Below are 12,432 nucleotides of genomic sequence, written 5' to 3' on the forward strand. Positions count from 1 at the left end.
GCAGGATACGGTCAACCGGAAGAATTCCAAGACGAGGGTGCGTGTGGAGCATGTGTTCGGCTACTGCGGGCTGAACCTGCACGGGATGTTCAGCCGCGTCATCGGCTTCGCGCGGAATGCCGCCAGGAACACCTTGACCAATCTGGTTTACAACGTGTGCCGATATGAGCAAATAGTACGATTAGGAATGAATTAGTTTATATAACATATTGATATGTAATAATTTACCCCCCCCACCACACACCATGAAATAATGATGAAAAGTTAGAAAATAGAAGAAAATTCATATATTTGCCGCGTTGTTCACTTTGAATTTTGGCTAACGGACTTCACGAAGTTCAGAGGAATGGCGCAAAAATGTAAAAAATAGAAGTCCCCTATAGTGTGAATATGCCTGAAGAAAGGTCCAGTGATTTTAATGCGGGTGCGCTGATAGGCATTATTGAGCGTTGGCTGATTCTGGCTTTCGTCATCATGCAACGCTACGAGGCTCTAGGTCTGCTGATTGCGGCGAAATCAATCATTCGCTTTGGCGATAAAGAAACCGCCAAAACAGAATATGTGCTTGCTGGGATGCTGATGAGTATCTTTATCGCGGTTATGGCGGGATTAATGGTGACAATAATAAATTAGATGATCATATACTATGTTTAATCTGGAAAAATTTATAGCTGATAGTGTTACTTTTAGGCCTACCAGCATGTTCGAGCCTGACATCAAGGCTAATGCGGAGACACTTACTCGTGAGATAAAAGGAAAGAAAGTGTGTGTGATAGGTGGGGCTGGCAGCATTGGTTCCAGTTTCATCAAGGCGGTGTTGCGCTTTGAGCCAGCATCGGTGGTGGTGGTTGACCTGAATGAGAACGGGCTGGCAGAGCTGGTGCGCGATGTGCGCTCGACCAACGGCCTCTATGTGCCGGATGAGTTCCGCTGCTATACGCTGAACTTCGCTGACCCCATCTTCGAGCGCATCTTCCGTGAGGAGAAGGGCTTTGACATTGTGGCGAACTTCTCTGCCCACAAGCATGTGCGCTCGGAGAAGGACAGGTATTCAGTTCAGGCTCTGATAGAGAACAACGGCATCAAGGCCAAGAAGCTGATGGATCTGCTGACGGTCTATCCTCCGAAGCACTTCTTCTGCGTATCGACTGATAAGGCGGCCAATCCTGTGAACATCATGGGTGCATCGAAGCGCATTATGGAGGACTTGGTGATGGCTTACAACAAGTACTTCAAAGTCACCACTGCCCGTTTTGCGAATGTGGCGTTCAGCAACGGCTCCTTGCCTGACGGATGGATTCACCGTTTGCAGAAGAAGCAGCCGCTGGCAGCACCTTCGGACGTTAAGCGTTATTTCGTGTCGCCTGAGGAGTCTGGTCAGATTTGTATGCTGGCTTGCATCCTGGGCAATGGCGGCGAAGTGTTCTTCCCGAAATTGGGTGAAGACCAGATGCTGACGTTCTCTTCCATCTGCGATAAATTTGTTGAGGCTAACGGTATGGAGAAAGACCTTTGCGCAACCGATGAGGAAGCTAAGCTTAAAGCCTATCAACTTAAAAACTCTGAACTTGCCACTGACTCTAAACTCTCAACTCTAAACTCTCAACTAATAAAATACCCAACGGTGTACTTTAAGAGTGATACAACTGGTGAGAAGGCTTACGAGGAGTTCTACATTCCGGGTGAGCGCATCAACATGAACCGCTTCATGGCACTGGGTGTGGTGGTGGAAACCACCCGCAGACCCATGCCCGAGGTGAACGCTTTCTTCGAGAAACTGGAAGGACTGTTTGCAAAAGAGGACTTCACCAAGGCTCAGGTGGTGGAGGCCATCAAGGAGTTTATCCCCAACTTCGAGCATGAGGAAAAAGGAAAGAATTTGGATCAAAAAATGTAGCTCTATACGTGGTGTAAACACTCCCGAAAACAAATGAATGTCGGAGAACAGAAAGAACCTAGATTGAGCAAACTTAAGGAACTGCTGGCGCTTATAGAGGAGCACAAAAGAAAAAATCAATATGTTTGAGAAAGGGTGGCGGGCTGAAGATTGACGGCTGGGGAATAAAGTTTCATTTAAACTATCGAAGATTATTATGTATGAGAAGAAGTATGATTTGTTTATCTCTCATGCGAGTGAGGATAAGGATGATATAGTGCGGCCGCAATCCACCCCCATTGCGCCCCTTTTCCAGCACCGGCGGAGCAACAAAAACAGGCCCTTCTCCAACACCGCAAGGCATACGTAATCAGCGTCTTACGCACCAATTAGAAACTTCTAATATGGAATGAACGCCTTCTAATTGCCTTTTTCTCAACGTCTTGGCGAAAAGTAGTAATTTTGCAGCCATGAAATTGAAAAGCATTTTTTTGTGGACACTCTTGAACGTGTCAGTGGTCAATGTCCTTGCACAGAACAGACCCATGACTATCGCTGAGGTGGATAGTGTGTTGGCTCGTGGCAACCTTCAACTGAAGCATTCGCGCCTCGAAATAGATGCTGCCGAGGGCCAATTGGTACAAGCCAAGAAGTACGAAAATCCTGAGATACAGGTGATGCACAACGTGCAGAATCCTGTGAACCGGAAGTGGTTCGATACAGGATATGACGGCGAGACCGATGTCCAAATCTCTCAGCCGATTGCTATTGGTGGGCAGTATAAAAACAAGGTGAGGCAAGCGGAGGCTATGCTCAATGCCAGCAAGGCTGCCTACAACGTGGCATGGATTGAGGTGAGATATGACGCCAGGACTGCATTTGTCGATCTTTATAATGTGCAGCAGAAACTGGAAGTCTATAATCAGGAAATCTCTTCGGTGGAGAAGATATTGAATGCCTACCAGGAGCAGGCTGAAAAAGGGAACGTGTCGCAGATGCAGACCTTCCGTATTGCGGCTATGCTCAGCCAATTGCGTTCGGAAAAGGCTGAAATGCTCATCGAAGAGATCGAATTGCAAAAGCAACTGCACGTTTTGTTCAATCAAGAAAGCGAAAGCATGATAGAGGCGCTGATGGACGATGATGACATTGTTTCAAGTGCAATAAAGAACCTCGCAAGGCTTCAGCCCTTCACCACGCCATCTGACGCTTCTTCACTTCAGTCGATTGTACAAAACCACCCTGAAATTGTGCAAATGACGTATGAACAAGAAAGTGCTTGCCAGGCGTTGAATGTGGAAAAATCCGAGGCTTTGCCCCATATTACGATTCATGGCGAGTGGGACAAGAATGGCAGCATAGGTCACAACTTCTTTGCTTTGGGAGCGACAGTCAGCGTGCCGTTATGGAACCGAAGCCAAGGCAACATCCGTTCAGCCAAGGCGCAATATGCACAAGCCGCTTTGTCAAAAGTGCAAAAGGAAAACGAACTCCATGCTTCTTTATTGACACTTTATCGCTCCACAATGCAGAATCTCAAACTCGTGGAGGAGCAGAAGCAAAACCTGTCTGTTGACCTTGACAGGCTTATTGAGGCTGCCGAGCAACAGTTTATGAAACGCAACATCTCTGTCGTCGAGTTGGTTGACTTGTACAGCAGCTATCGCGACACAAAATTCCAAATGCTTGATGCGAGAGCGAAACTCGCAAAATCAAATGAAGAAATAATTAAGTTGATAGGTGATAGTTTATAGTTATGAAAGCATATACAATGTTATTTGCAGGAGTGCTGGCACTGGCATCCTGCGGCAGTAAGAATCATCAGGCAGATGGCGAGAAACCGCTTGCTGCCGTCGAGAAAGAACAAGTGCTTGACACAAAGATTGTTGAACTTTGTGAGATTGATGATGAATTGGTGCTAAATGGCAATGTCGCCTACGACGAAGCCTTGTTGCGCAAAGTGTTTATCCCATGTACTGGCCGTGTGAGCGATCTCAGGGTGGAGGTCGGTGACAAGGTCAGCCGTGGACAGCTGTTGGCAGTGATACAGAGCGAAGGGGCTGCCGAGCATCGCAAGAGCATAAACGACGCTGATGCCGAGATTCGTATGGCTGAGCGACAATATGCCATGCAGCAAGACATGCACAAGAGTGGCATGGCCAGCGACAAGGAGGTCGAGGAGGCCCATGAGCGCGTGCTGATGGCCAAGGCCGAGCGGCAACGCCTGAATGATGTGGCAAGAATCAATGGGTTTGGCGATAAGGCCAATGCTTCGCTCATTGCGCCTATTTCGGGATATGTCATCAATAAACGAATCTACAACGACTCGTATGTGAGCGACGACAATAATGACGAAGCCGCTATCGAGATCGCTGACCTGCAAAGGGTTTGGGTAATCGCAGACGTCTATGAAAGCGACATCGCCAAGATACATGCAGGCGCTTCCGTTTCGGTAACGACCATGGCCTATCCCGACGAGACATCATACGGAAAGATTGACAAGGTCTATAGCGTGCTTGACCGCGAGAGCAAAACGATGAAAGTGCGAGTGTGCTTGGATAATCCTGAAGGCAAACTCAAGCCGGGCATTTTTGCCAATGTCCATGTGAGCCTCTCGTCAAAAGGCGAAAAATTGCCGGCCGTATTGTCGCAGGCCGTGGTTTTCAGCCATGGCAAAGACTATGTGATGGTGCAGACCGACGAGGGCCGATATGAGCGCAGGGAAGTCCGCGTGGCTCATACGGCGGCTGAGCGTAGCTTTATTTCTTCAGGCCTGAAGGCTGGCGAAACGGTCGTCACGAAGAATGCATTGTTGTACTTTAACGCTTCATACGATGAATAAGTTTATTGATTTCATCATTTCCTTCTCGCTCAAGCGCAAATATCTCATCATCTGCCTCACGCTGGCAACAGTGGTGATGGGTGTGCTGTGTTTCATGGACACTCCCGTGGATGCGTTTCCTGACGTTACCAATACAAAGGTTACCATCATTACCCAGTGGAGTGGACGCTCTGCCGAGGAGATTGAGAAGTTCGTGACGATTCCTATTGAGACAGTCATGAACTCAGTCCAAAAGAAGACTGACATCCGCAGCACGACGCTTTTTGGCTTGTCGGTCGTCACCGTGATTTTCGACGACCATGTGGACGACGAGTTTGCCCGTCAGCAGGTGTATAACATGATTCACGATGCGGATTTGCCGGACGGGGTGGAGCCAGAGGTGCAACCACTTAGTGGGCCTACGGGTGAGATTTTCCGTTATACCCTGTCAAGCAACCAAAGAGATGTAAGAGAGCTGAAGACGCTGCAAGACTGGGTGATTGAGCGCAAACTCCGCAGTGTTCCCGGCATTGCCGACATCGTAAGCTTTGGCGGTGAGGTGAAGACTTTTGAAGTGAGCGTCAATCCTAACCAACTTGCCACATACGGCATCAGCAGTCTCGAACTTTATCAGGCCATCGCCAACAGCAATGTGAATGTTGGTGGCGACGTCATTGAACGTAATTCCCAAGCCTACGTCGTTAGAGGCATCGGCTTGATCAACAACATCCAGGAGATTGGCGATATTGTGGTCAAAAACGTGAATGGCACGCCAATCCTCGTTCGCAATCTTGCAAAGGTGCATGAATCTTGCCAGCCTCGGTTGGGCCAGGTTGGTCGGGAAGATGAAAATGATGTCGTCGAGGGCATCGTGGTGATGCGCAAGGGCGAAAATCCCGAAAAGGTGATTGCCGCCTTGAAAGACAAGATTGACGAGATACAGCGCGAGGACTTGCCTAAAGATGTAAAGATTAAGGCTTTCTATGACCGCGAGGACCTGGTGCGCCTCAGCGTGAACACGGTGTTCCATAATGTGCTTGAAGGTATCTTGTTGGTCACGTTGGTCGTTTTCCTCTTTATGCGCGACTGGCGCAGCACGGTCATTGTGGCAAGCGTCATTCCGTTGGCGCTGCTCTTTGCTTTCATCTGTCTGCGCCTGAACAACATGAGTGCCAACCTGCTGTCGATGGGAGCAATCGACTTCGGCATCATCATTGATGGTGCCGTGGTGATGGTGGAGGCATTGTTTGTGGCACTTTCTTCGCAAGCGCGAGAGATTGGCATGGAGGCCTTCAACAAGCGCAGCAAGGCAGGAATGATTCGCACTACGGCTCGTGGCAAAGCCAAGTCGGTGTTCTTCTCAAAACTCATCATTATTACTGCACTTCTGCCGATTTTCTCTTTCCAGAAGGTCGAGGGCAAAATGTTTACGCCGCTGGCATTCACCTTGGGCTTTGCACTTCTTGGCGCTTTGGTCTTCACGCTTACCCTGGTGCCAGTCCTTTCTTCCATAATGTTGAAGAAGAATATCGCAGAAAAGAAGAACAAGTTCCTGGAGTATGTCTATAAATGGTTTGATGGTTTCTTCCTGATTTGCCATCGCAACAGCACGAAGGCCATTCTCATCGCTATCGCCGTCATGGTGGCTGGCCTGTCTTCATTCGCCTTTCTGGGCTCGGAATTCCTGCCCCAGATGAACGAGGGGTCTATCTATGCGCGTGCCACACTGCCGCAAAGCGTGTCGCTGAACGAGAGTGTGAAGCTGGCCAACCGTTTCCGCGCCATCCTGCGCACCTTCCCAGAGGTCAGTCAGGTGATGACGCAGACGGGGCGACCTAACGACGGCACGGATGCCACCGGATTCTATAATATCGAGTTGTTTGTGAAGATGCACCCCGAAAAGGGATGGAAGACCGGGCGAACCAAGGAGCAACTGGTGGAGGAGATGGAGAGGGGGCTGAGCGTTTATCCAGGTATCGACTTCAACTTCTCGCAGCCTATCTCAGATAATGTGGAGGAGGCCGTAAGTGGTGTTAAAGGTGCAATTGTGGCAAAAGTGTACGGCAAAGATCTTAACGAGACGGAGCGATTGGCAGGCGAGATTTATAAGATAATGAAGCCTATTCGCGGTATTGCCGACTTGGGTGTCCTCAAGAACATGGGCCAGCCGGAGTTGCAAATCAACATTGACGAAGGTCGATTGGCGCGTTATGGTGTCGCCAAAGACGATGTCCAGAGCATCATTGAGATGGCCATTGGCGGTAAGGCTGCATCGCAGGTGTATGAGGAAGAGCGCAAGTTCGACCTCGTGGTGCGCTACGACAAGCCTTTCCGCGACAATGCAGAGTCCATCGGCAAAATCAAAGTGCCGACAGACGACGGGCAGATGATACCCATCAACGAACTGGCCACGATCAAGACCATCACCGGACCACTGATCATCTATCGTGAAAACCATGTACGCTATTGTGCTGTGAAGTTCTCTGTACGCGACCGGGATATGGGCAGCGCGGTGGACGAAAGCCGTGAGAAGGTGGCGAAGGCAGTACAGTTGCCTGAGGGATATAAGATTGAATGGAGCGGGGACTTCGAGAATCAAAAGCGGGCAACCCGCCGTTTGGCACATGTCGTGCCCATCAGCATCCTGCTTATCTTCGGCATCCTGTATGTGCTCTTTGGCAATGCCCGTGATGCTGCCCTCGTGTTGACCAACGTGCCATTTGCCGCTGTCGGTGGTATCTTGATTCTGCTTTTGACAGGCTTCAACTTCTCCATCTCTGCAGGCATCGGTTTCATCTGCCTCTTTGGCATCTGTATTCAGAATGGGGTAATCATGATTATGGACATCAAGCATTTCGTCCGTCTTCGTTATCCACTGAAGGAGGCTGTGGAGAAAGGCGTGCACGCCCGCATCCGCTCAGTACTGATGACAGCCATGATGGCCACTTTGGGATTGCTTCCGGCGGCACTCAGTCATGGCATAGGAAGCGAGAGTCAGCGGCCATTGGCTATCGTCATCATCGGCGGACTGATTGGCGCTACGGTGTTCACGTTGTTTATATTCCCGTTGATAGTGGAAAAAATCTACCAGCGGGTCAATATTAATATAATTCTGTAAGATTGCCTGAGGAAATGAAGAATGAAATGCGTAATTTTGCATCCGAAAAAAACAGTTTTGATCGATGAAAAGAATTTTGATGGCCGAGGATGAGGAAAACATCTCCGATTTTGTAAGCCGGGGACTCAAAGGGTTCGACTACGAAGTCACAGCAGTCAATAGCGGTACAGAGGCGTGGCGACTGCTCAGTGAGGGTAATCGCTATGACCTGGTGCTGCTTGACATCCGAATGCCAGGAATGACAGGGCTGGAGGTGTGCCGGAATATCAGGGAAACCTTTGGCTATCAGATGCCTGTGCTGATGCTCACTGCCCTTGACACGACAGACGATGTGGTGAACGGACTGCAATCGGGTGCTGACGATTACATTGCCAAGCCGTTTAAGTTCGTGGAGTTGTTGACTCGTATTCAGGCCTTGCTTCGCAGGGCTGCATTGAATGGGAATCATGCCAATACCATTTGTGGCGACCTGCGATTGGATGCCTCCACACATAAAGCCTACCGGCAAGACAAAGAGTGGGAACTGAGTATCAAGGAATACAGGCTGCTGCAATACATGATGGAGCACGAGGGGGAGATCCTTTCGCGCAAGCAGTTGCTCAAGGATGTTTGGGACAAGGATTTTGATACCAACACCAACATCGTGGATGTGTATGTACGCTATCTGAGACATAAGATTGACGATGGCTTTGAACATAAGATGATACTGACGGTGGTAGGAACGGGTTATTGCTTGAAAAGATGAACATAGGAAACAAAATCTCGTTGCTATATTCAGGAATAACAATCGGATTGGTTGTCATCACGACCATGATCTTCTTCCTTGCGGCCTCTAACTATACCGACGACATCTATTATCACTATCTCGAAGAGAAAGCTCATGCACTTGCCGAGGAGAAGTTCTCGGAAGACGAACTCGATCCAGTGAAATATCGCAATGTTGTGATACGCAGGCAGAACTCCATTCCTACCTCCAAAGAACTGTTTGTCAATCTGGCCGACCGGCCATCTGCCGTGAAGCAGCTCTCCCGATACCTCGACCAGGAAGAGACGGCGCGGCTGTTCGACAATCAGACCATCCGTTTCGAGGCAGGCGACGAGGTGGGCATAGCCTTCGTCTATTATGACAATACCGGCACCTTTGCCGTGGTTGTGCTCAGCCGGAATCCCTTCATTGACGACATCAAAAAAATGCTGCTTCGGGGGGTGCTCCTGCTGGTGCTGCTCTCTGCCGGGGTCCTTTATCTCATCAGCCATCTTTATGCCAACAAGGTGCTCAACCGGATAGACAAGGACTATCAAACCGAGAAGATGTTTGTCAACAATGCTTCTCACGAAATCAACAACCCGCTCACTGCCATACAAGGCGAGTGTGAGGTGGCACTGATGTTGGACCGTCAGCCGGCTGAATATCGCGACACACTTCAACGCATCTCCAAGGAGACCAACCGCATCATCGTCATCATGCGCGAACTGCTGCAGTTCTCACATGCCCGCGATGGAAAGATTGACCAGTCAAAGGTGCAGACGATAAGCCTTTCGGCAGTCGTCGCTCCTGAATGTAAAAACAACGTGAGGCTGAATGTAGTCCAAGATTTCACGATCGACATCGACGCTGAGTTGCTTCGCATCGCCATCCATAACCTTGTAAGCAATGCAGTGAAATATTCCAACGGCAATCCCGTCACGGTGACCATCCGCCAACCAGAACTCATCATTGAGGACAAGGGCATCGGTATTCCAGAAACGGAGCTTAAACATATATTCCAACCATTTTATCGCGCTTCAAATGCAAGTGCCATGTCAGGCGAGGGTGTGGGTCTTGCCCTCTCAAAAAGCATCCTCGAACGTCTCGGAGCCGACATATCGGTCACCTCTCACGTCGAAGAGGGCACCATATTCAAGGTTTTGTTCCAAAAAACACGGAAAGCAGTGATACTCTGAACGTTACGCACTGCAAAAAAAGCCGTTCATTTTTTGAAAAAAACGAAAAAAGGGCCAATTTTGCACTTTTGCAACAGGCTGATTTACAATACTTAAGACCCACCCTCTTCTTCCCCTCTTCTTCCTTACTTAGTACCCTCTTGCCGGACGGCTGCCGACGACCTGGCGGAGAGAAAAAATTTTGCTATATTTTAATTTATTCGGAATCCGGAATCAGGGGGACAGGAACTTTCATACACCCTCGGCACTCAAGTACCTGAAATGGATTTTCGCGATCTTGGTGGCGCTGATTGTCCTGCTGCTGGTGCTACGGTTCGGGAGGGTGTTAAAATGATAAATGTTAAATGTTAAACGGCAGGGGACGGGGGACAGGCACCTGTCCCAATCTATACGCAGCTCACCAAGGCGGAAATAGCCCGCCGAGGTCACGACTGCGGCCTGGACCTGTCGCAAACATGGAGCTGCTATAAGGGCGGCGACCTGCATTGCGGTGTGTGCGGCACCTGCATTGAACGCAAGGAGGCTTTCAGATTGGCAGGGATAGCCGACAAGACGGAGTATGAAAAATAAATTGACAATAGGTGTTCTGTAATTTTTTTCTATGTATTACATTACCAAACGGATGGAGATAGCTGGGGCACACAGGCTCTCGCTCAACTATGAAAGCAAGTGCAACGACATCCACGGCCATAACTGGATAATAACCGTTTACTGCAAGTCGGAGACGCTGGATGAGAACGGCATGGTATGCGACTTCAAGCGCATCAAGGAGTTGGTTCACGACAAACTGGACCATAAGTACCTCAACGACATTTTGCCATTTAACCCCACAGCCGAGAATATGGCCAAGTGGATTGTGGACACGGTGCCGCACTGCTACAAGGCGACGGTTCAGGAGAACGAGAACAATATAGCCACTTATGTGGAGGCGGGTTCTACAAATTCAGTGAGTGAGGATATTGAGAGATAAAATACTTTTCTGCGAAGAAATCAATTTATAGAACCCACCATGAAGCAGTATAAAATCAACGAGATATTTTACTCCGTCCAAGGTGAAGGCCACAATGTGGGCATGCCAGCCGTATTTGTCCGTTTTTCGGGATGTAACCTTTCTTGCGCGTTTTGCGATACGGAACATCAGTCGGGGGCGTTTCTCACGGTTGACGAAATATTGCGCCAAATAAAGGCCTACCCGGCAAGGTTCATCGTGTTGACGGGCGGTGAGCCGTCGTTGTATATAGATGATGATTTTGTCAAACAGTTGAAAGAACAGGGCTTTTTTGTCGCAATAGAGACCAATGGCACCCATGCGTTGCCCGAGGGCATAGACTGGGTGACGTGCTCGCCCAAGGACAACTACTGCCCCAACGCCCAGGTGGTGCTGCGGTCGTGTTCCGAGGTCAAGGTGGTGTACGATGGAACGGATGTGGAGAAATACAAATCCATCGTTGCCGAACATTACTATCTGCAGCCGTGCGACACGAAAGATGAGGATCGGAACAGGCAGAACATAAAGGCGGTGGTGGAGTATTGTCTCGCGCACCCCACATGGAAAATATCATTACAGACACATGGGCATTTCTAAATAAAACTCTTTGATAATCAAATAAATATTTGCCGCAAATTTGAAGAGAAAATGGACACATACAAAAGGGCATACAGAAAACTTGGCAACCAAGGTTTATTTGATTCAGAAGAAAGAACTTCAATGTTGAACGCATTGGGAAATCCGCTGGAAAGACTTTCTGAAACGATTGATTTCGAGATGTTTCGTGAGACGTTGGAGATGGGCTTGTATAGAGAGCGTCTGACGAACGCTGGAGCAAAGCCCTACGACTATGTGCTGATGTTCAAGATACTCGTGCTTCAACGGATGTACAATTTGAGCGATGAGCAGACCGAATACCAGATTGTTGACAGAACGAGTTTCCGGAATTTCCTCGGACTTGCAAGCGGCGACAAGGTGCCCGATGCCAGAACCATTTGGACATTCAAAGAACAGCTGACGGAAAAGAATCTCTATGACAAACTCTTTGCAGATTTTGACAAGTTCCTGCGGGAGAAGAATCTGATAATGAATCAGGGCGTGATAATAGACGGCAGTTTCGTGGAAGTACCCCGCCAGCGCAACACGCGCGAGGAGAACAAGGCCATAAAGGAGGGACGCGGCAACGAGCTATGGAACGAGGAAGAAGGAGATAGCGAGGAGGACAAGAAGAAAAAGGCCAACAAGAAGAGGCACAAGGACACGGATGCCCGATGGACGAAGAAGGGCGGCCAGAAATATTACGGCTACAAGAACCACGCAAAGGTCGATGCCAAGAGCAAGCTGATAAAGAAGGCGGTAACCACGAGTGCGGAACAGCACGACTCCGTTCCGACCAGGTTGCTGATAGACAATGACGACAGAGGCCAGGAACTGCATGCCGACAGCGCATATATCGGAAAGAACGTGAAAAGCGTGATGCGCAAATGCCGGATGAAGGGCCGCGTCATCAAGCGCAGTGTGAGAGGGAGAAAGCTCGGCAAGAAGCAGGATACGGTCAACCGGAAGAATTCCAAGACGAGGGTGCGTGTGGAGCATGTGTTCGGCTACTGCGGGCTGAACCTGCACGGGATGTTCAGCCGCGTCATCGGCTTCGCGCGGAATGCCGCCAGGAACACCTTGACCAA

General features: G+C 49.3%; 10 protein-coding genes and 2 pseudogenes. All 12 read left to right on the top strand.

Translation table 11 applies throughout. The features are described 5' to 3' along the window. Positions 1 to 196 (top strand): annotated as a pseudogene (locus AC06MN_RS05995) (IS5/IS1182 family transposase); the annotation flags it as partial. Positions 197 to 390: 194 nt separating this feature from the next. Further along, positions 391 to 633, top strand: coding sequence for a hypothetical protein (locus tag AC06MN_RS06000; RefSeq protein WP_475671447.1), 243 nt, complete (start codon positions 391 to 393; stop codon positions 631 to 633). Positions 634 to 646: 13 nt separating this feature from the next. Continuing rightward, entirely contained in the window at positions 647 to 1,897 is a 1,251-nt protein-coding gene (locus AC06MN_RS06005; RefSeq protein ID WP_475671448.1) for a polysaccharide biosynthesis protein, read from the top strand. A 449-nt stretch (positions 1,898 to 2,346) separates the two neighbouring features. Further along, positions 2,347 to 3,630 carry a TolC family protein gene (locus AC06MN_RS06010; protein WP_475671449.1) on the top strand — a complete coding sequence of 428 codons (1,284 nt, stop codon included), beginning with the start codon at positions 2,347 to 2,349 and terminating at the stop codon, positions 3,628 to 3,630. 2 nt (positions 3,631 to 3,632) lie between these two features. Further along, positions 3,633 to 4,718, top strand: a complete 1,086-nt coding sequence (locus tag AC06MN_RS06015; protein WP_475671450.1) for an efflux RND transporter periplasmic adaptor subunit — start codon at positions 3,633 to 3,635, stop codon at positions 4,716 to 4,718. Then, entirely contained in the window at positions 4,711 to 7,815 is a 3,105-nt protein-coding gene (locus AC06MN_RS06020; protein ID WP_475671451.1) for an efflux RND transporter permease subunit, read from the top strand. Before AC06MN_RS06015 ends, AC06MN_RS06020 begins: the two co-directional genes overlap by 8 nt. A gap of 64 nt (positions 7,816 to 7,879) precedes the next feature. Then, the gene (locus AC06MN_RS06025) at positions 7,880 to 8,560 is read left to right on the top strand and encodes a response regulator transcription factor (RefSeq protein WP_475671452.1); all 681 of its coding nucleotides are present in this window, start codon (positions 7,880 to 7,882) and stop codon (positions 8,558 to 8,560) included. Continuing rightward, positions 8,557 to 9,759 (top strand): sensor histidine kinase, encoded by a 1,203-nt coding sequence (locus AC06MN_RS06030; protein ID WP_475671453.1) that lies wholly within the window; start codon positions 8,557 to 8,559, stop codon positions 9,757 to 9,759. The genes AC06MN_RS06025 and AC06MN_RS06030 overlap by 4 nt, the downstream gene beginning before the upstream one ends. A 387-nt stretch (positions 9,760 to 10,146) precedes the next feature. Then, positions 10,147 to 10,329: pseudogene (locus tag AC06MN_RS06035) on the top strand (7-cyano-7-deazaguanine synthase); the annotation flags it as partial. A 31-nt stretch (positions 10,330 to 10,360) separates the two neighbouring features. Further along, positions 10,361 to 10,729 carry a 6-carboxytetrahydropterin synthase QueD gene (gene queD, locus AC06MN_RS06040; protein WP_475671454.1) on the top strand — a complete coding sequence of 123 codons (369 nt, stop codon included), beginning with the start codon at positions 10,361 to 10,363 and terminating at the stop codon, positions 10,727 to 10,729. 39 nt (positions 10,730 to 10,768) lie between these two features. After that, positions 10,769 to 11,344, top strand: coding sequence for a 7-carboxy-7-deazaguanine synthase QueE (locus AC06MN_RS06045; protein WP_475671455.1), 576 nt, complete (start codon positions 10,769 to 10,771; stop codon positions 11,342 to 11,344). Between the two features lie 51 nt (positions 11,345 to 11,395). Then, the coding region (locus AC06MN_RS06050; protein ID WP_475671456.1) for an IS5 family transposase at positions 11,396 to 12,432 on the top strand (1,037 nt) is incomplete at its 3' end.

The sequence above is a fragment of the Candidatus Limimorpha sp. genome (genome assembly GCF_056203535.1).